Origin of the sequence: Acinetobacter nectaris CIP 110549, assembly GCF_000488215.1 — a bacterium.
GTDB lineage: Bacteria > Pseudomonadota > Gammaproteobacteria > Pseudomonadales > Moraxellaceae > Acinetobacter > Acinetobacter nectaris.
Map to the genome: position 1 here is coordinate 1,034,640 of NZ_KI530712.1, position 20,891 is coordinate 1,055,530.

A 20,891-nucleotide genomic window follows, 5' to 3' on the forward strand; every position below is an offset into this window, starting at 1 on the left:
AGTGATAGTTCTGCTCCATCTCATCAATTTTTTAATATATTTTTAAATCAATATCTTATAAGAAATATTTTTATCCACCCAATCAAAATAATATTTAACTATGTAACAAACTATTTTTTATAAAAATATTTAGATTTTAGTACAAAATAGTGATAGAAAAATGATACAAGATGAAATATAGAAGAACGTGAAATAAATCACTAGCTTACACTAGCTATGACCACTTACCACATAATTTCTTATATCTAAGTTGCCACGACTTGTTACCGTTCTTTTGTACTAAAAAGTATAAACTGTTGCTATCTAGTTCCCGATAATCCTTATCCTCAGGCTCAAGACTTGCTAAGGCAGTATCCGACAATGGACGTCTTTTTATATCTGACCTTTTCATTTTCTTGTATCCCTACAGTTTCAATAAATATGAAAGGATACACACAGGGATACAAGCTAGGCAATACTGTATAAAGCTATATTTGTGCATATAACACTATGTTTAGGCATAAAAAAAACCTCAATCATTTAATAATCAAGGCTTTATAACTTACATTTTTCATATTAGAGCATATAAGTTTAAGTATATGGTGGGATGGCGACAATTGAACTCAATAATTAATATACTGTTTTATATAAATAAAATTAAATATAAAAACACCTATGATACAAAAATAGTGTTGCTGTAAATTTGCACAGTACCAATAACACTAATTATCTTTGAGTTTAACTTCCATATTTCCTCCCAAACTCAGCAAGCCTACCTGTAGCCCTTATATATGAGACTGGCTCATTTTGAATAGATGCACAGTAATTCCGCATTGCAAATGCCGATATGCAAAAGGGTTAGATTTAAAAACAGATCCTAATACCACCACTGGCAATAATCACTATTCCTGTAATGATTGAATAACCGTATGGCTACTATACAAGTTCAATGAGGTGGTTTTTTGGCTGTAAATTGCATATATCAATGAATGGGAAAAGAATTACATATTTTCATGATAGTTTCTCTGAACCAACGATGTTCTAAATTATCTTGTTGATGTGGATGCCATATTGCAGAAATATTTATAAAAGGTGTAATTACTGGTAACTCAAAATATGTAATTCCAGATATATTAGATTCAGTAGTAATAAAACCAAGAGTAGATAAAGGAATTAGTCCTATAAGCTCCGAATTACGAACTATATTAATAGCTGTAGAGAAGCTAGGAACAACCATATTTATCTGACGTTCTAAACCATAATTTGCAAGCTCAATATCTACAGGCCCACGCGATTTATTTTTTCGGGAAACAACTATATGTTTGTAAGCAGTATAGTTTTGTACTGTAATTTCATCGTTTTGCAGTAGAGGATGTTTATGACAGCAAATACCAACAAATCGATCACGAAATAAAGTTTTTGTTTTCATTTCTGGAGCATTTGTACCAATTACACCTACCTCTAGATCAAGTGTACCATCACGTAATGCTTGAGCATTTTTATCAAATTTTTCTATAAAGCTTAGACATGATTTTGGAGCCTTTTCTTGTAATTCTTTAGCAAGAGTACTAGCTATCAAGTTAATAAACCCTTCATTAGCACGAAGTGTAAAATTCCGCTCAAGCGTATCTAAATTTAATTTTTTTTGAGTTGGTTGAAGTAAAGAATAAGCTTCATGAGTAATTTCATGTACATGCTCCCTTACTTCCATTGCATAAGATGTAAGTACCATTTTACGACCTGCCTGTACTAGAAGCAAATCGCCAGTTACTGCACGGAGGCGTGTCAAGTTTCGACTCATAGCTGAAACACTTAAATCTAAACGATGTGCAGCACGTGTAACACTCTGCTCAGTAAGTAAAGCATCTAGTGCTTTTAATAAATTCATATCAACATTACGCATATAAATGATCATTTGCATTTGATGCAATCAATTGTTGCATAGAATGCGTATGGTGCAATAGTTCTATTATATATAAGCTTATAACTCATCCACTTTGAATCAGATATAATATGCCTAAAGCAAAATTTTCTTCTATAACACCACATGTTTTATTAGTTGGTACATCGCGTGGAATTGGTCTATCAATGACTGAAGAGTTTCTAAAAAGAAATTGGTTAGTAACAGCTACTGTCCGTAATACAGATAATATAAAATTAAAAAAATTATCTGAACAATATCCAGAATCTTTAACTATTGAGAAGTTAGATATAACTAATGTTTCTCAAGCAAATATTTTATATAAAAATCTTATAAATCAAAAATTTGATGTTTTATTTGTTAATACTGGAACAGCAAATAAAAATCAAAATGAGACAATTTCTGAGGTTAGTACCGAGGAATTTATTCACTTAATGGTTACTAATGCTTTAGCACCAATGCGAACAATCAACGTTATGCAAGACTTAGTAAAACCAAATGGATTAATTGGTGTGATGTCTTCAGGGCAAGGTAGTATTAGTAATAATAATATTGGCGGTAAAGAAGTCTATCGCGGTACTAAGGCAGCACTAAATCAATACATGCGAAGCTATGCTATACGAGAGGGCGAAAAATATCCTCAAAGATCATTTTTACTACTTGCACCAGGATGGATTCGTACTGAATTAGGAGGAAATAATGCTCCTTTTAGTTTAGAAGAGACTATTCCAAATATTGTTAATATTATAGAAGAAAGTAATAAAGGCTCAGGATTGCATTTTCTTGATCGCTTTGGAAAAACTATCCCATGGTAAATAATCGATCTCCTTTGCATCTAATTGCTATTGAAGAACATTTCATAACTAAAGAAGTACAAAAAATTTGGAATGATATAGGGCTATCTAGATCAGATCCTAGCTTAATACATAATCTAGGAATAATTGGTGAGCGTCTACTAAATTTATCCAAAGCTCGTATTTCATTAATGGATGATGCAGGTGTAGATATTCAAGTCTTATCACTTACAACACCGGCATTACATGATATAAAGGCAGAAATAGCAAAAGATATTTCCCGACGGTGTAACGATGCGGTTGCTGAAGCTATTGCCCGTTATCCAAATCGTTTTCAAGGGTTTGCCACCTTACCTGTATCAGATCCAGAGCAAGCAGCTTTAGAGCTAGAATACTGCATTAAAACTTTAGGCTTCAAAGGTGTTATGCTAAGTGGAAGGATAAATAATAAGAATCTAGATCATTCTGACTTTCTACCAATATTTGAAAGTGCCAATAACCTAAAAGTTCCTATATTCCTTCACCCTAGAACTCCCCCTCAAGATATATGTAAAACTTATTATAGTAATTTAAGTCCAGATTTAGATACTGCTATAGCAACTTATGGTTTAGGTTGGCACTATGATACAGGTTTACAATTTATACGGTTACTACTATCAGGTATTTTTGACCGTTTTCCTGAATTACAGATGATTCTAGGGCATTGGGGAGAGATGATACTGTTTTATGTTGAACGTTTATGTACTATGAAATCTATAGCTAAACTTAATAAACCAATTAATGAATACTTTAGGAAAAATCTATATGTAACAGCTAGTGGTATGTTTTTGCCTGATTATTTAGAAAGAGCGGCTCAAATTGTTGGTAAAAGAAGAATTTTATTCTCTACGGACTACCCATACCAACATAAATCAAAATATGAGATTCAAAGTTTCTTAAATGAGTGCAGTTTATCTGATGAAGACTTATCCAATTTCACCCATGCTAATTGGATACGCCTAACAGAATGTAAAAATGAATAGTCACCAATTCTGTAAGACTCTATAAAGCTAATGTTCCAAGTGAGTACAAATATTTCCAACCTTACTAAGTGAAGCTTTTGAAAAACAAATTCAATAGCTCTCTTGACTGCTTGAGTCACGATACCTTTCCCCCAAAACTCCTCTCCAATCTAATAAAAATGACTCCTATATAAGGGACTATTCAAATAAACATAAATTTTAAATGCTACTGATATTAGAGCTAGGGAAAACTAGAGGTTAGAACCTACCAAGACTTGTTATTCAAAAAGCCCATACATGATGAGGCTATCTTTTAAATCTCTTTTTATCTACTTTTCTTTGGAAATCTTGGATTAATGGCTTAATCAAGATATAAGCCTTATGTACCAACAGTTTTCATTAAGACACTAATAAAAATACCAATGCTCATAATAGGGGTATACATTTCATGTCACCCCTTTAGGTTTGGACACCTCACCCTATCCCACTCATAAAAAAAATGTGATTTTAAAAAAGTTAACTTTTATATGCTTAGAGGTTAATTCTAAGGTTAAGTATTGATACTCAATGTATTTTGGTAAATACCAAAAAAGATCCTAAGATTACTATAAGGTTTTGCTTAATTTTGGAGTAAATGTCCTCGCGCGCGTATTTGTATCGAAACTCTTATTTATAGGTCTTGGTCTGATTTAGAATCCAATCAAAAAGAACCCCAAGATTACCCCAAGGTTTAACGAGGTCATAGGACGGTAAGATTACGGTAAGGTTTCATGTTTTTGTTATACGTAGTTATACAAGGTGAAAGTATTAAAAACCCATGTAAGCCATATATGATATAGCTTTGAATCAAATAATTACTATGATGCTGTAAAGCAAAAAAAAGGGGGATAACTGAAATGGTTACCCCCTATATCATTGATAAGTAAGCAAAGCGCAAAAGTGCGTTTTGTACTTAGGACTCATACACCTAGTAGAGCCTTAAAAAACCTGATATTTACTTTTGACGATCTAACGAAACATGACAAAACCTGACTTTTAAAAGCTAGCTCGTTATTTATGACGAATGAGAGAAACTCAAATAATCCAACATTTTTATATAAAAGGGCTAAAAGATTTCACTTTACCCATAATCATACCTATTATAAATACTGTTAAAACAAAGCTAGACAATACAAATGCTGACTCTCTTTCTTTTTGTCTTGGCAATTATTGCAGATAGGTATATTCAAAATAATGTAAGCGACAGCATATTCAGATATGTTATTTATTCAGTGTTAGGTTTTTTAATTGTTATCACATATAAAACTAATCTCATTTATAATATTTTTAGTTGAGTAATACTAAAGAAGCTCGTTACTTATGACTAATGAGAACAACCCTGTATTAGAACCCCACAAAACCCAACATTAGAACCTCACAAAACCCCACCTTTGGACTTGATAAAACTTGAAATCAAAACTGAAGTTTTCTGAAGTACCAACTCAGCAAAACTCTACATTTTGAATGTATCAAAACACGATGATGCAAATAGCCGTTTACCAAAGGTCGGAAATATATGTTTTTCTAATGCTCCCCTATTACGGCTCATGGTGGTATCTACCCACTTACCTTGTTTTGTTGTAAGCCATTCTTCTTTCGCTAAGGCTTCAAATGTCGCCGTATTCTCTTCTAGTTCTTTTCTTTTACGCTGTTGCTTGGTAATGACTGGGTTCTCACCCTTGCCTATGTCTATCATAAAGTCTTGAGCTTTCTTTCTTGCAAGCTGTCCGCCTATGTCGGGATAGCCACCAATGCCTAGCCATGACCACCTGCCACACGGTTTTTTATATCTAAGTTGCCATGACTTGTTACCATTCTTTTGTACGAAAAAATATAAACCGTTGCCGTCTAGATCCCGATAATCCTTATCCTCAGACTCAAGGCTTGCCAATGTCGTATCTGCCATTGGTCGCTTCTTAATTTGGGTTCTTTTCATTTTTCTTGTATCACAGCGGTTTCAATAAATATTCAATGATACAAGCAAGCTAGGCAATACTATATAATTCTATATAAACCCATATAACACTATGTTTAGGCATAAAAAAAGCCTTAATCCGTTAAGAATCAAGGCTTTATAACTTACATTTTTCATATTAGAGCATATAAGTTTAAGTATATGGTGGAGATGGCGTCAGTTTAACTAAAGTAATAAGACATTGATATTAAATATATTTATTAAAAATCAAAGAATATTTTACCCAATTATTACCCCAAAGTATTTATAAGGAATTTAACACCGATAATACACTATTCAAATCCATATATAGGATTTGAACTATACATAAAATAGGAATAGTTTAACGTTCAATAATCAATTAAGAAATTATAACTTAAAGATGCTCTACCTATAAACTTAGGTACAAAAACTAACTGCATATATCATCCAAATACCAAATTTTATTACTTATACTAAACTTTCAAATTCATAGTTAACTTTTTGTTATACCTTTAATTCATTGAATTAGTTAAAGTGACTGCTGGCTAATTCCTGGTGCTTGCTTCAAATATGTATCGTTTAGAAGTTGATCATACATAAATATAGCAACATCACTACGTGAAATAGTCATAGAGTGATGTGTATGTCCATAATATCCGATATTCAATTTCTGTGAAGGTGTAGTGCTCTTTAAAATAGCTACTCTCGCCATAGTCCATTGAATATCAGAATGACGAATAACTTTTGCTAACTCTATAATGTCCTTATATGCATTAGGCATAACAAATTGGATAATTTTTGCTGGGAACCAAACTTTTACATCAAAAGTATCATTTGGATCAGCTGCTGTACCTGTTGAAATTGCAATTAATCGATGCACAGATTCCTGCTTCATTACAGATATTATCGTATGCATAGCTGTTCCAATAGGCTTATTACCTGAATGATTTAACTTTGTAGGGCCAAGTGCTGATAAAACAGCATCTGCACCATGAATAGCTTTAGCTAGTGCAATACGATCATTTATATCTCCTCTAATAATTTTAATATTAGGATGATCAAATATTGTATTAGACCGACAAAATACTGTTAATTCAAAACCACGTTTAAGGCCTTCTTTTATAAGATAGGCTCCTGTTTTCCCTGTTGCACCAAATAACGTTATTTTCATTTGATATCCCCTACATGATTTAAGCTAAACAAACCGTATGGAGATGCTGGAGATCGTGCAGTATTTTGCAGAGAAAATGATGTAACTAGTAAAACTACTCCTATAACTGCTGGTATTGCTCCACGAGGCTTACGTACTCCTATATGGGCTAAACCAGACAAAATTAAGTGAAATAGCATACCTGCATAAGCTAAATCACTTAGCATTACGCTCACTCGGGAGATAATTGCGATAACAGCAAGTATTTTAACTAATGTTAATAGTGGCACTAGGTATGGAGGATATCCAAAACTGATAATGGTTTTTTTAACCCAATCATTTTTAATAATATAAGTTACTGCTGAAACTAAGTACAAGAGACTTAGTAAAAATGTAGTGATCCAATAAATATTTATCATTTGACAACTCTTTTATCTCGACTAGACACTAGAATGTCGTTTAATATAAAAAAATACAAGTAGGATTAAATACTGGATATTAGTATGGAAAATAAGACTAATGACGTAAATATGCATGAAGAAATGCGTAGAGCCTTTAATATACTTTCAGGAAAGTGGAAGTTAGAAATTATGTGGCTACTTAATCAAAAGATTTATAGATTTGGAGAGTTAAAAAAAGGAATTCCTGGAATTACTCAACATATGCTAACTACTAAATTACGTGAGCTAGAAGCTGATGGACTTATATCTCGAAAGGTCTATGCTGAAGTGCCACCCCGTGTAGAATATTCAATTACAGCTAAAGCTAAAGGACTTGAACCCACAATGAGAGAACTTACTAAATGGTGGATAAAGCATAAGGATACTACTGTTATCAATAAAATCTCAGTTGGACGACCAACTAAGCAATAATATTTAAAATGATAAATTCATCACAATTATTATGTTTTATGATATATACATGAATTACCTTCAATTTTATTAATCATCTAAATCTTTCTTATGAATAAGTATTTTCTTTTAGCGTCTTTACTAAGTATTTCTCAATATGTATTTGCTGATATAAAGGATAATCAAGATATTATCTCCTATACAAAAGATAAAAAAAATGAACAAATATCGTTACTCAAAGAGCTTGTCGATATAAATAGTGGTACAGAGAATAAACAAGGTGTCATAGCTGTTGGGGAAAAAGTTAAGCCACTCCTAGAGAATCTAGGATTTAAAGTTGAATGGAAAGAATTACCAGAAGGTATGAAGCATGCTGGAAGCTTAATTGCAACCAAAACAAATAATAGTTCTTCTAAAGAAAAATTTTTAGTTATTGCTCATCTAGATACAGTATTTCCATCTGATAGTAGCTTCCAAAAGTTTGAATATATTGATGACAAGAAAAAATTTGCAAAAGGGCCAGGTGTAATAGATGATAAAGGCGGTATCGTAACCATCATCTATGCTTTAAAAGCGCTTGATCATATCAATGAGTTAAAAAATAAAAATATTACTATTGTACTGGTAGGTGATGAAGAGCTAGCTGCAAAACCAACCGATATTTCTAGAAAGTCTTTAATAGATGTTGCCAAAGACAATTCTATCGCTTTAGGTTTTGAGTTTGCACTCAATGATAATCAATTAATTACAAATCGTAGAGGATTATCAGAATGGTACATAAATAGTTCAGGAAAGCAATCTCATTCATCGCGTATCTTTGAAAAAGATGTTGGTTATGGTGCCATTTTTGCTATAGCTAATACCCTTAATGAAATTCAAAAAGAATTATCTCACACAAATGGATTAACTATAAATCCAGGCATTCTGCTAGGAGGATCACACCCTATCGAAGATATAGAACAAGGTAGTGGTAAAGTTGATGGTAAAAAAACAATCGTCTCAAACAATGCTATAGCACATGGAGATATTAGGTACCTTAATGAGAATCAAAGAGACTATGCAAAAAAAATAATGACTAGAATTACATTAAATAATTTACCTCTTACCGAAACCACAATATCTTTTAAAGATATTATACCTACTATGGCAGAAACTTCTGCAAATAAAGATTTATTAGAGTCATTCAATCAAATAAATAAAAATCTGACACATAAAAGCTTAAGTGCTGTTCCATCAAATGATAGAGGTGGGGCTGACATATCATATATCAGTAAATATATGGAAGGAGCTATTGATGGATTAGGTCCTTGGGGCACAGGAGCACATACGGAAAAAGAAACTATAGATTTAGACTCTCTAGAAACGGTAACCAACCGAACAGCTATTTTTTTAAAAAATTATCCAAATTTTTAAGTTTTTAATATTTTCTCATTAGAATTTTCTTCTGAAGGAACAACTATAAACTACATAACGGGAGCGATAAAAGATTGTTGCTCCTGTCTTTTATCTAATTATAATTTTCCATACTTTACACTAACTAAATATACATTCTATCTTAAACCTTTAATTACATTTTTGTAATCTAAAAGTTAATTCTCACTTTTAGAGTTATGTGAACTGCCACCACTCTCCTAGACAAATTTCGTCTATTCTAGCAACTAGTTATATAACTACAGTAGTTAGGCTCGAGTAATTTTTTTAAGTATATCGTAAAGCATCAACTACAAGTTTTAAAGCAGGAGATTGCTGTCTACGATGAGGATAATAGAGATGATAGCCTTTAAATTGAATACTATATTTTTCAAGTACCTTAATTAACTTACCATCTAATAGGTCTTGTTGAACCATATCTTCAGGAATATACGCAATTCCTAAACCCAATCGTACAGCATCAGCACTATGATAAGACTCATTAAAAATCCATTGACCTGTAATTTTAATTTTAATCTCTAAACCTTCATGCTCAAACTCCCAAGCATATACTCCACCACCACTTGTCAACCTAAACCCAATACAAGAATGATTATATAAATCTTGTGGTGTTTCAGGAGTCCCTTTCTTCCTGAAATACTCAGGTGTTGCCACAGCAACCATTTTCACATCAGGGCCTATACGTACTGCAATCATTCCATCTGCAACTTTACTACCAAATCGCACACCAGCATCAAAACGTTCTGCAACAATATCGACCATTCCACTATTTGCAGTTAACTCAATATTAATATCAGGATAAAGTTCAGATATTTTTTGGAGTTTAGGTAGTAAAATTTGTTTGATCGCATGGTTACTTGCATTAATTCTTACTGTACCTGCTGGGCTATCTCTAAGTTTCGTTAATAAAGTAAGTTCATTATCAATATGATCAAAACTAGTACTAATTGTTTCTCTTAATCGCTCTCCTGCCTCTGTTGGCGATACACTTCTTGTTGTTCTTGTAAGCAACAGCATTCCTAAACGCTCTTCCAAACCACGAATTGTGTGACTTAAAGCAGATTGAGATACTCCCAATTTACCTGCTGCCTTTGTAAAACTACCTTCCCTTGTTACCATTAAAAATGCGTATAAATCATTATAGTTATCTCTCATATACCACTACCTCTCACTATAAAACATCTAAAGTAAAACTATTTATTAATGAATTTTTCTCATAACTAAATTCTACTTTCGTTACTTAATCTTCTAAAGCGATTTATCTATCTTATATGTATTGAGCATTAACTACTTATTGGAAATTTAAAGTGAAGAAAGTTCTTATATTGGGGGCAAATGGCCATACATCCCAAGAAATTATTCCTAGACTATTAAATCAAGATAACATAGGGATTACCCTATTTATTAGAAATATGAACGATAATCTTACTTTCACCCATCCAAAGATTAATTATGTTCAAGGTGATGCTCTCAATATAAATGATCTTAAAAAAGCTATGCAAGGCCAAAATATTATAGTTAGTACATTAGGTGGACTGGATTTAGACATCAAGACTAGTAACATCATACAAGCAATGCAATACAATAGCATTGAAAGATTAATTGCGATTAATGCAGGTGGAATTTATGATGAATTACCCGAACCATTCAACTCTTGGGACAAAAAAATGGTCGGATATACTCGACCAATTAATTTAAAAGCAGCAAATCTTATTGAGTCATCACAATTACAATATACAATCTTACGTCCTATCTGGCTTACAAATAAACCCATAGAAACATTTGAGCTGACCTATAAAGGAGAACCCTTTAAAGGGACGGAGACTTCCAGAGCGAGTATCGCTAAAATTATTGTAGATATTATAAAAGATCCATCTATTCAAACTAGAAAAAATATTGGTGTCAGTCAACCAAATACTGATGGTACAAAACCTTTAGCATACCAATAAATACTTCTTGTTAGAAAATTCATGAAAATCGCTCATAATACTATCCCATGTTTAGTAGTTTATCTTTATCAATAAATTTTCATAATAAATATGTGAGCAACCTTATTTCTACTTTGAAGTTTTTTATAAAAACAAAAGTAAGAATCAAGTATCCAATAATCATCCAATTAAATATTAAGGCAAAGTAAATGACCTCAATAACTCCAAACGTAGAACTAGAGCAAAAATGGGATAAGACCTTCTCAAAGAACTCAAAATTAGATCATTGCAAAGTAACATTTAAAAATCGTTATGGCATTACATTAGTGGCTGACCTATATCAACCTAAAGAAATACAGGAAAAAATACCTGCTATTATTATCAGCGGTCCTTTTGGTGCAGTAAAAGAACAATCTTCTGGACTTTATGCACAAACACTTGCTGAACGAGGCTTTATTACACTTGCATTTGACCCATCTTATACAGGTGAAAGTACAGGTGAACCGAGAAATATTGCTTCTCCCGATATCAACACGGAAGACTTTAGTGCAGCAGTAGACTTTATTGGTATTCAAACTAACGTTGACCAAGACCAAATTGGTATAGTCGGAATATGTGGTTGGGGTGGAATGGCCCTTAATGCAACAGCCATAGATAAACGTATTAAAGCCGTTGTAACGAGCACTATGTATGATATGACACGTTTAATGTCTAAAGGTTATAATGACAGTGTAACCCTTGAACAGCGTACCCAAACACTCGAAAAATTGAACCAACAACGCTGGGAGGATGCAAAAAACGGTACGACCGCTTATGGACCAACATCTTTAGAACTAAAAGGAGGCGAACCTCAGTTTGTAGTAGAGTATGCCGACTATTATAAAACTCCGCGCGGTTTTCACCCACGTGCAATTAATTCAAATGCCTCATGGTCGCTAACAACACCATTATCATTCATGAATATGCCAATTTTAACTTATATTAAAGAAATATTTCCAAGACCGATTTTATTTATTCATGGGGAAAATGCCCATTCTCGTTATTTCAGTGAAACTGCTTATAACGAAGCGGTTGAACCTAAAGAATTACTAATCATTCCTAATGCAAACCATACTGATCTTTACGACCGTGTTGATATCATTCCATTTGATAGAATTACTGACTTTTTTAATAAAAACCTCAAATAATAGACAACCTCTACAAAGTTCTTCATGAACTTTGTAGAGGTTAATATATCTTAGAAAAATATCATTGCTATTTTATTTTTTTGCTAAATATACTGTCAAGATAGATGATATCGTTAAAATTATAGCACTCACTGCAAAAGCCAACTGATATCCACTATAGTCAAAAAGAATACCTCCTATGGTAGAACCTAAAGCAATAGCCAATTGTACAACAGCAACCATTAGCCCTCCTCCAAGTTCAGCATCATCAGGTAATGTACGAGCTAGCCAACTCCACCACCCAACAGGTGATGCTGTTGCTAAAAGTCCCCATAAGCCAAGTAATATCGCCACCGCGACTTGCTGCATACCAAAAAAGATAAGTGCTAAAGCAATCGTTGCCATGATCATAGGTATCATAATCAATGTTGTGTAGAATTTCCTTTTCAAGAATAGATTTACAACACTTGTACCTATCAAACCCATTACTCCAATACCTAATAAAATTAGAGATAACTTAGATACATCAACTTTAGTTACTGTTTCTAGAAAAGGTCTTACATAAGTATAGAGTGCAAACTGCCCCATAAAAAAAAGACTAACTGAAAGCATTCCAACTGTGACTATAGAGTTTCTAAATAAACTTATAATAGATGGTTGTTTGACAGCTTTCTGCGAGATTTTTTGTGGCATTGAAGGTAAGCTAAAGAACTGCCAAACCCAAGTCAAAACAGCTATAGGAACCAAACAAAAGAAAGCACCTCGCCAGCCAATAATAGCTCCCAAGTAACTTCCTAAAGGTGCAGCAACAACCATTGCTAAAGCATTTCCTCCATTAAATATTGCTAAAGCTCTAGGGACATCAGATTCTGAGACTAATCGCATGGCTATAGCAACAGACAAAGACCAAAAACCACCTATTACCACTCCAATGAATGCACGACCAATCATATACATCGTATAATTCTGAGCCAAAGAAACAATAAGCCCTGAAATAGCCATTATTGCTGTTAGGACTAACAATAAATGTTTTCTATCTATTTCTTTAGCTAGATAGGATATTGTTAAACTTGTTATTACAGCAAAAAAACCCGAAACAGTAATTCCCTGCCCAGCTAATCCTTCTGTAATATGTAAATCTTGAGCAATTGTAGTCAATAGACTAACTGGCATAAATTCAGAAGCAATTAATGCAAAAACACATAAAGCCATTGCAAATACACCACTCCAATAAGCAGGCCTTTCCAGCCTCTTATCCTTATTTAAAGTACTAGGCATCTTTATTCTCAATATAAAGAAAATATAATTATAAGAATAATCTTAAATAAGAATAAGTTGCTTAAATCGAATAGAGTCATGTATTTAATTCATGAATTAGCTTTATAAAAATAAAATAAACATTATTTTTTGCTTATCACTTCATCAAAAAATGCTTTATTAATGAGTAAAAATCATAAGTCTATTATGTTTTTATGGACTAATTTGTGTCCCCTAAGATTAGTAAAATGACCTCAATATCATATTTTTGTCAGTAATTTTAAGGATATTAAGAATGCAAATAAATCTTCAAAAACTCCGTCACATTGCTTTAACAGCAGCAATTACAGCTACGGTCAGCCTATTTTCATCAGCATCTGTAATGGCAGCAGATATGTCAAATGGTGCAAATAACTTTTATCAAAGCAACCAAATCATTATCAAGAAAGTTTCTTTTAAGAACCAATATGGAATGAAGATAGTTGGTAATTTAGTTTTACCTAAAAATCTAAGTAAAAATACAAAATCTTCTGCAATTATTATAGGAAGTCCAATGGGTGCAGTAAAAGAGCAAAGCTCTATGCTTTATGCACAAAAACTTGCAGAACAAGGATTTGTCACATTAGCGATCGACCAATCATTTTGGGGAGAAAGTGAAGGTAGCCCAAGAAATGCAGTGGCACCAGATATATATGCAGAAGCATTTAGTGCTGCTGTTGATTACTTAGGAACTCGCAATTTTATTAATCCTGAGAAAATTGGTGTTTTAGGAATTTGTGGTAGTGGGAGTTTTGTAATTAGTGCGGCTAAAATTGATCCACGTATGAAAGCGATTGCAACTGTAAGCATGTATGATATGGGTGCTGCTAACCGCAATGCTTTAAATCATTCTTTAAGTATCGAGCAAAGAAAACAAATTATTGCAGAAGCTGCAGCTCAACGTTATAAAGAGTTTGAGCGTCAAAAGCCAGCTTATACCAGTGGTACAGTTCATAAACTAACAGCAGACACTCCTGCTATTCAACGTGAGTTCTATGACTTTTACCGTACTCCAAGAGGAGAGTTTACTCCTAAAGGTGCTGATCCTCTTGGGACAACTCATCCTACTTTAACAAGTAATGTGAAGTTTATGAATTTCTATCCATTTAATGATATTGAAACGATTTCACCTCGCCCAATGTTATTCATAACAGGTGATCAAGCACATTCAAAAGAGTTTAGTGAAGATGCATATAAACATGCTGGTGAGCCTAAAGAATTATATTATGTTAAAGGTGCAGGACATGTTGACCTATATGATCGTGTTAATCTCATTCCATTTGATAAATTAACTTCTTTCTTTAAAAATAATCTAAAGTAAATTAATCATCTAAGAGCTGTATACTCAAAAGTATATAGCTCTTTTCATTCATCTTGAAAATTAAATACAGAATTAATCATAGCTCTCATTTATATCTAGGTTTTGGAATTTTCAGTTCCTCTGGGACTGTTCGTTTTATTAAGTTACTTTCAATAGCAAGGTTCAAATATTTTTTGAAATGTTGCCCGATGTGAAAGATTAACCAATCTCAATGCTGTTCTCGATGATTTAAACCCTATCAAGTTTTTTAGTGCTGTAACTCAAATCTTGAATATATTTCTCTTTGCTCGCACTTATGAGTAGTAGTAAGTGCATTTTTAATACTAATAATAATACAATGATAATTTTAGGTGAACGAGTCAAATTAACGCTCCCAAACATCCCATCAAATTTGCTCTTTAAACTCTAGATTTCTAATCTCATTTACCCCATCATATTTCAAACAACTATTTATTAATTTTTAAAAATGTTTAAAACTGAAAACTATTACCACATCGATTACTTCGCTCAAGCTGGAGTAACAGAAACATGTCTCTATAGTCTTTGCAATTTAATCCAGACAAATGTAGATTTCACTGATGTACGTTTGCTCACAAGTGAGCAGTCTCATGCATTTATATTTAAAGATCAATTTGGCAAGTACTACATTATTCGATCAGGTTTTGCATCGGGTTATTCAGGTGAGGCCCCAAAAGGACTCGCAAAAGCACTAGCAGTCTTAAGAAGACATCAAATCGATATAGAAGAAGTACTCATCCCATCAAAGATTCTTAATAAGCTAAATAAATCATTATTGACTGATCAAGATATCGATTTCATTTTCCAACAAAAAATCATCCGTCCTATCCGTTTACATGACTATATTTATTCTTTCGAGGGTGAAGTTAATCAAGCATTAAAGCAAAAACGTTACTACCCATTAGAGTTACCGTATTCAATTATTGATGACAGAATTTTTGATCTTGCTCTACTATTTAAACAAGATCCAGATTCAGCATTAAGCAAGGCATATAAACGCTTAGAAGATATCATTAGAGAACGTACAAATATCAATGAATCTAGTAAAAAACTGTTTGAACAAGCTTTTCAAGGTAAAAATGCCTTATTAACTTGGGACGTACCTGATCATTCTGAGATAAATGGTAGAGCAGAGTTATTTAAAGGCACGTATATGGCATTCCGTAATGCCAGAGCTCACCGTGAAAAAGAGGAAACCTTAGTTCATCAGTATCGTGAGTTTTTATTGATTAACGAACTATATTTACTCGAAGAAGAAGCAATCTCAATTATTTCTGACAAATAAATCTAAAGCTCGAGTTAAACTTGAACAACTTTATACTTATACTTCTTTTAAATATAAATTTTCAAAAGGCCAACCATATCTACAAAAGATAAAACTCTAATTCTTATTGGTAAGAAATTTGGGGCAGTGCTGGCCTAATAAAAGATATCGAATATAAGTACGATGGTATGATCCTATTAATATTCAACTAAATCTTATGCAATTAACCTATATTTTTGCTTTGGACTTTTCGGTTTATCAGGCACTGTTCTTTCTATTAAATGACTTTCAATAGCAGGATTTAAATAGTTTTTTTGAAATGTCGCTCTATGTGAAAGGCGAACTAAGTCCATAAGCTCAACCAGACTATATTCTTTTCCTTTTTGCATTTTATTAATCAGTTGACTTACATACTCATTAGCTTGAGCGGTATCTTGATCGCCAACTTGAGCGGTCATATTTGAATTTGAAATCGCATCTAAAATCATTTGCAAGATAAATTCAATAAAGGGAGCTGAATCAGTCTGATTTGTACTTGCTTGTAAAGCATCGTAATAGGCTCTCTGATTTTGATAAATTAAGCTTTCAACAGGAATATTTATAAAAATTGGATGCCATTGACTCAGTATTAAGGTTTGCCAAAGTCTTCCCATTCGCCCATTACCATCTGCAAAAGGATGTATAAACTCAAACTCGTAATGAAATATCGAACTTTGAATAAGTGGATGTTCTTGACTTTCTCCAAGCCACTGTAATAAATCACTCATTAAACGAGGGACTTGAGTTGCTGGTGGTGCCATATGTATTACTTGACCACCAGACATTACCCCGACTCCACCTTGACGGTATTGTCCAACCTCATCAATTAACCCTGCCATTAACACTTGATGTGCTTCAAGCAAATCAGATGCAAGACTAGGTTGCCATTTTTGAAATGCGTCATAAGCTTTAATCGCATTGCGAACCTCCTGAATTTCTTTAGGTGGCGCAATGATAGGCTTTCCATTTAAAATTGCTGTGATTTGTTCAGTACTTAATGTATTTCCTTCAATCGCTAATGAGCCTTGAATAGTTCGAATACGATTTGCTTTTCTGAGTTTTAAACTATCTTGGATTTCATCTAAAACAGTCAAACGCCCTATGTTCTCACTAATCTGAGCAATCAGATGAATGATTTTAGATGTGATGGTATAAGGCGGTTGGTAGTTCACAATAACTACTCCTGTAAATTAATTTTAGAGCGAAGCCTACAAATGCCTAGACAAATTAAGTAATCTTCAAACTTAGGAAAAACTAAAAACTCGATGCACTGATTAAAACTCAATTATAAGTTTTAGGCTCTTATCATATTTTACTTAGTGCTACTCATTATGAGTAGCACTAAAGGTCAAAGGTATCAAAATAAAGCTTCATCCATGTGGACATTCTTTTAACCGCTACAAACAAACTGTGCCAGAACTAATACAGCTATTTATTAAATTTTCAGGTTTTTCCACATTAAACGGTACGACTCTTAGGATTGCCTCACCACTGTCAACATTAAATTTCAATGAAATTTCATTATCAAATTTATTTAATTGATAAGGGTAAACTAAAATAACTTCACTGCTATGCTCTAAATAATAGTGACTATAAGCAAACATTTGCTGGATATCGCTATCTTTTAATCCAAATCTTCCAGCCCGATTAGTCTGATCCAAGAGCTTCCATTTGGTATCTAACACAATCTTTCGCTTAGTTTGCTTATGCTGAATATAAATATCAGGGCGAAGTCTAAAAATAGGGTTATCACCATATAAGCAAATATGCTGATTCGATACTTGCGTGCTTACCTGCCAATCTTTTAATTCACGGCGTAAATGGTAAGCAACATAATGTTCAAAAAGTTTTTCCATAGGAAATAGTAGGCTCATGCCACGCCAGCTTCCTTGGGTAGATACAGGCATATATTCACTTAGAATCAATTCTGTCCAAGGTTTGATATCAGTATAAAGCGCAAGTAATCGCCCAGATTGCCATTGCTTAAAATCTTGAGCAATGTTTTGGCTCTTTGGAATTTCTCCAGTCATCAAACGAAGTTCTTGAGCAAGTTTCCAATTTTTAGGACTGCTCGTCTTTTTACAAATAAGATCTAATGCCGTTTTAATTAATCTATTTTCAGGACGATTAACTTCATAAACATCATGTTCAATTGGAAATATATGTTTTTTTGCAGGTGGTTGCCGCATATATTTTACATGCTGCAACTGCCCTTTTAAGTATTTTTGTTCCTCTTGAACACGCTGATAATCAAAGCGCAATCCATGCTGAATTAGTATTTCAAAATGATAAAGAAACTGTTCAATGACCCACTCATGAATCGGTTGTTTAAATCGACTCAGACTAGCTTCACCCACATCACGATAAGGTAGATGTAAAGATACTCGGAGCATTTTCTTCAATAGTTCTCGTTCTTTTTCAACCAGACTATCTATCGACTCATCTACCGTTTGACTAATATGTTTTGGTAATATTTCAATGCGAGTACCACACTTGGTTTCAATTACTCCGACATATTGGTCAAGCCTTAATTTTCTACGCCCAGCCAATTCAAATATTTTGGCACCATTCTTTGAAAATGAGGCAGATAAATCACACAAATACTCAAATGCTGACTCTGAAATATAAGCATGATCTATCGTCGATTCAGGACACCCAACATAAGCAACACTAATATAGGCATATTCTCTGACTGTAATCAGATCAGGCATAAATACCCCCTATGCGTGTCGAATAATTTTTGCAAAACTTTCAATAGATTCAAATGAAGTTGGTGCCAATTCCCAAGTTTTCTTATCTTCAAAGTAACCTAGCTCTTCCACATCTGCATTTGGAAATATTACCGATTTTTCTATAGTTTTTGACTGAAGCATATCATTGCCATTTAAAACTAAATTGATTTTTGCCCAATCATCGAAGAAATACTCTTGTAGTTGTGGAATAATCTTCTGCTTAAAAATATCTGCTAGATTATTTAAAGTAGGCTGTTCTTTTAATAACATAAAGTTAGCATGACCCAAACAATGATCCCGATCAAGTAAGAATTCAATCCTTTGATTCATAACTGTCAGTAACTGTTGAATATCTACACCATCAACACTCACGCCATTTAATAACTCTGGTTTAGGTGGCATTTCAATAAAAGTAAAACGGCGGCGTAGTGCAATATCTAAACCTGTTAAAGAATGGTCAGAACTATTCATTGTTCCAATAATATAAACGTTATTTGGTACGCTAAATTCTTCTTTTGAATAGGGTAAAGTCGCCGATAATGCTTCTTGAGCACCTTGACGCTTTGAATCTTCAATTAAAGTAATGAGCTCGCCAAAAATACGAGAAATGTTTCCACGGTTAATTTCATCAATGATTAAGACATAAGGTCTAGAGTTTAAATCGGGGCTGATTTCCTCATATTCAATGACTGAACGCAATGAATTTGCTATAGCCCATTCATAAGCCCTATTATTAATAATATTATCTTGTCCAGTCTTTAAATAATCCCTAATATGCTTTATTGATAATGGAATAGTTGTATCTTTAGAGGTCAGAGCAAATAAAGTACCTGATTGATTACTTGTTACTTTAATTTCTGCATTACGCTTTGTATAAAAACTTTGTTCAGTATGCTTTGCCTTCTCAATTAAATTGTCAATTGCACTATTTATACTGAATTCTGTTGGTACATTCGCTCCAATATTTTTTGAAGTAACTTCTATTTGAGCATCACTACAAATCTCTTTAAAAACTCCTGCTTGAACATCATAAGTTAAGTTTCCTTCATCATCTGTTTCAGCCCGAATACCTTCCACAAAGTCTTCATAACTAAAACTTTGATGAAATGTAACAAACTTAATTTGGCCTTGATCTTTATAATGGTCAAAACGTTTCTTTAACTCTTCACGGTCTTCACCACCTAATGCCTCAAGTGTTTTATTCTCTATAATTGACAAAGCATGGTTAATGGTATGAAACGTTTTTCCTGTACCCGCAGCACCAAATAAAATACGGTTTAATGCTTGATTCATTATATTCTCATTTTTTTTTATAACTGGCACAAATTCACTCTGATTTAACACTTCGTCTCCGTCACTCGGTGTTAAGGAACTCTGCTTAGGATTAGCCTTTAAATACTCATTTACCAATTGACAACCATAACTTAATATAGATTGCTCACCTTTATTTTTTAAAAGGTACTGATATGATTCAACCCGATTTAAATTTTTATCTTCTGTTAAAAAATCCAACATTTCTTTTGAAAAAATTGAGATAATTTGAGGGGTTCGCTGATTCTGATATAAAAAAGCAATTTTCCATTTAAACATTTCACTTACTGGAATGTTGAGTATTTCTTCAAGATCATTGTTGGTAACAGCATTAATAACATTCAAAATATTATGTTTTATTGTTTTAAATGCCTCTTCCTTAGTATTACCAAACTTTTGAAACCAACAATATTCATTATCATATATACGGCCACGTCCATTTTCTTTATCTTGTTGATCACGTCTATGAAATATGCCAAATTTAGAGGCATCTCCGCCTCGTATATCTGCAATTGGACGAGTCATATGTTCTAACCAGTATGTAAACGTATCTTTACTACCAACTTGAATGTATTGTTCTAACGTCATTTTTTGAACATTTTCTATAGACCAAACATTTAAAAACTGATCCCACAAATTTTGAATTTCTTGTTCGCTCACTACTCAACACCCTGTACAAATTCCACTTATTAAAGTAGCTATTTTTAGCTTAAA

Annotated in this window: 17 protein-coding genes and 3 pseudogenes; 8 read left to right on the forward strand and 12 right to left on the reverse strand. The window is 33.1% G+C overall.

Features of this window, described 5'->3' with window-relative positions; translation table 11 throughout:
• Nucleotides 1-217 precede the first annotated feature (217 nt).
• Nucleotides 218-391, reverse strand: a pseudogene (locus tag P256_RS13230) (integrase arm-type DNA-binding domain-containing protein); the annotation flags it as partial.
• A 570-nt stretch (nucleotides 392-961) separates the two neighbouring features.
• A complete protein-coding gene (locus P256_RS05175) occupies nucleotides 962-1,882 on the reverse strand; it encodes a LysR family transcriptional regulator (RefSeq protein WP_040331831.1) in 921 nt (306 codons plus the stop codon).
• A gap of 110 nt (nucleotides 1,883-1,992) precedes the next feature.
• Between P256_RS05175 and P256_RS05180 the strand changes: the two genes are divergently transcribed.
• Both P256_RS05180 and P256_RS05185 read left to right on the forward strand, forming a co-directional pair.
• Nucleotides 1,993-2,715, forward strand: a complete 723-nt coding sequence (locus P256_RS05180) for an SDR family NAD(P)-dependent oxidoreductase (protein WP_023272633.1) — start codon at nucleotides 1,993-1,995, stop codon at nucleotides 2,713-2,715.
• The gene (locus P256_RS05185) at nucleotides 2,709-3,716 is read left to right on the forward strand and encodes an amidohydrolase family protein (RefSeq protein WP_023272634.1); all 1,008 of its coding nucleotides are present in this window, start codon (nucleotides 2,709-2,711) and stop codon (nucleotides 3,714-3,716) included. Before P256_RS05180 ends, P256_RS05185 begins: the two co-directional genes overlap by 7 nt.
• Here the strand turns inward: P256_RS05185 and P256_RS13495 are convergent.
• From P256_RS13495 to P256_RS05200, 4 genes and pseudogenes are all read right to left on the reverse strand, one after another.
• Nucleotides 3,620-3,865, reverse strand: a complete 246-nt coding sequence (locus P256_RS13495) for a GNAT family N-acetyltransferase (protein ID WP_407637982.1) — start codon at nucleotides 3,863-3,865, stop codon at nucleotides 3,620-3,622. The genes P256_RS05185 and P256_RS13495 overlap by 97 nt on opposite strands.
• A gap of 1,349 nt (nucleotides 3,866-5,214) precedes the next feature.
• Nucleotides 5,215-5,670: pseudogene (locus P256_RS05190) on the reverse strand (tyrosine-type recombinase/integrase); the annotation flags it as partial.
• Between the two features lie 529 nt (nucleotides 5,671-6,199).
• A complete protein-coding gene (locus P256_RS05195; protein ID WP_023272636.1) occupies nucleotides 6,200-6,841 on the reverse strand; it encodes an NAD(P)-dependent oxidoreductase in 642 nt (213 codons plus the stop codon).
• On the reverse strand, nucleotides 6,838-7,239 hold the full coding sequence (locus tag P256_RS05200; RefSeq protein ID WP_023272637.1) for a DoxX family protein: 402 nt from the start codon (nucleotides 7,237-7,239) through the stop codon (nucleotides 6,838-6,840). Before P256_RS05200 ends, P256_RS05195 begins: the two co-directional genes overlap by 4 nt.
• A gap of 84 nt (nucleotides 7,240-7,323) precedes the next feature.
• On the opposite strand from P256_RS05200, the gene P256_RS05205 reads away from it, so the two are divergent.
• Together P256_RS05205 and P256_RS05210 are read left to right on the forward strand one after the other, a co-directional pair.
• Nucleotides 7,324-7,692, forward strand: a complete 369-nt coding sequence (locus tag P256_RS05205; RefSeq protein WP_023272638.1) for a winged helix-turn-helix transcriptional regulator — start codon at nucleotides 7,324-7,326, stop codon at nucleotides 7,690-7,692.
• 90 nt (nucleotides 7,693-7,782) lie between these two features.
• A complete protein-coding gene (locus P256_RS05210; protein ID WP_023272639.1) occupies nucleotides 7,783-9,084 on the forward strand; it encodes a M20/M25/M40 family metallo-hydrolase in 1,302 nt (433 codons plus the stop codon).
• A 285-nt stretch (nucleotides 9,085-9,369) separates the two neighbouring features.
• Here P256_RS05210 and P256_RS05215 read toward each other — a convergent pair whose 3' ends face one another.
• Nucleotides 9,370-10,257 carry a LysR family transcriptional regulator gene (locus tag P256_RS05215; RefSeq protein WP_023272640.1) on the reverse strand — a complete coding sequence of 296 codons (888 nt, stop codon included), beginning with the start codon at nucleotides 10,255-10,257 and terminating at the stop codon, nucleotides 9,370-9,372.
• A gap of 152 nt (nucleotides 10,258-10,409) precedes the next feature.
• Here P256_RS05215 and P256_RS05220 point away from each other — a divergent pair, with 152 nt between their 5' ends.
• Together P256_RS05220 and P256_RS05225 are read left to right on the forward strand one after the other, a co-directional pair.
• Complete coding sequence (locus tag P256_RS05220; RefSeq protein ID WP_023272641.1) at nucleotides 10,410-11,051, forward strand: NAD(P)H-binding protein; 642 nt, start codon at nucleotides 10,410-10,412, stop codon at nucleotides 11,049-11,051.
• Between the two features lie 188 nt (nucleotides 11,052-11,239).
• Nucleotides 11,240-12,217, forward strand: a complete 978-nt coding sequence (locus tag P256_RS05225; protein WP_023272642.1) for an alpha/beta hydrolase — start codon at nucleotides 11,240-11,242, stop codon at nucleotides 12,215-12,217.
• 72 nt (nucleotides 12,218-12,289) lie between these two features.
• On the opposite strand, the gene P256_RS05230 is transcribed toward P256_RS05225, so the two are convergent.
• Entirely contained in the window at nucleotides 12,290-13,474 is a 1,185-nt protein-coding gene (locus P256_RS05230; protein ID WP_023272643.1) for an MFS transporter, read from the reverse strand.
• A 274-nt stretch (nucleotides 13,475-13,748) separates the two neighbouring features.
• Here P256_RS05230 and P256_RS05235 point away from each other — a divergent pair, with 274 nt between their 5' ends.
• Nucleotides 13,749-14,813 (forward strand): alpha/beta hydrolase, encoded by a 1,065-nt coding sequence (locus tag P256_RS05235; RefSeq protein WP_023272644.1) that lies wholly within the window; start codon nucleotides 13,749-13,751, stop codon nucleotides 14,811-14,813.
• Nucleotides 14,814-14,898: 85 nt separating this feature from the next.
• Here P256_RS05235 and P256_RS13500 read toward each other — a convergent pair.
• Nucleotides 14,899-15,025 (reverse strand): annotated as a pseudogene (locus P256_RS13500) (Fic family protein); the annotation flags it as partial.
• 254 nt (nucleotides 15,026-15,279) lie between these two features.
• Here P256_RS13500 and P256_RS05240 point away from each other — a divergent pair.
• A complete protein-coding gene (locus P256_RS05240; RefSeq protein ID WP_023272645.1) occupies nucleotides 15,280-16,116 on the forward strand; it encodes a TIGR02391 family protein in 837 nt (278 codons plus the stop codon).
• Between the two features lie 194 nt (nucleotides 16,117-16,310).
• Here the strand turns inward: P256_RS05240 and P256_RS05245 are convergent, their stop codons facing one another.
• The 3 genes from P256_RS05245 to P256_RS05255 all read right to left on the reverse strand — a co-directional run bounded on the left by P256_RS05245 (nucleotide 16,311) and on the right by P256_RS05255 (nucleotide 20,837).
• Nucleotides 16,311-17,306: a Fic family protein gene (locus P256_RS05245; protein ID WP_023272646.1), complete on the reverse strand. Its 996-nt coding sequence runs from the start codon at nucleotides 17,304-17,306 to the stop codon at nucleotides 16,311-16,313.
• 225 nt (nucleotides 17,307-17,531) lie between these two features.
• On the reverse strand, nucleotides 17,532-18,845 hold the full coding sequence (locus tag P256_RS05250; RefSeq protein WP_023272647.1) for an McrC family protein: 1,314 nt from the start codon (nucleotides 18,843-18,845) through the stop codon (nucleotides 17,532-17,534).
• Between the two features lie 9 nt (nucleotides 18,846-18,854).
• Nucleotides 18,855-20,837 carry an McrB family protein gene (locus P256_RS05255; protein WP_023272648.1) on the reverse strand — a complete coding sequence of 661 codons (1,983 nt, stop codon included), beginning with the start codon at nucleotides 20,835-20,837 and terminating at the stop codon, nucleotides 18,855-18,857.
• Nucleotides 20,838-20,891 lie beyond the last annotated feature (54 nt).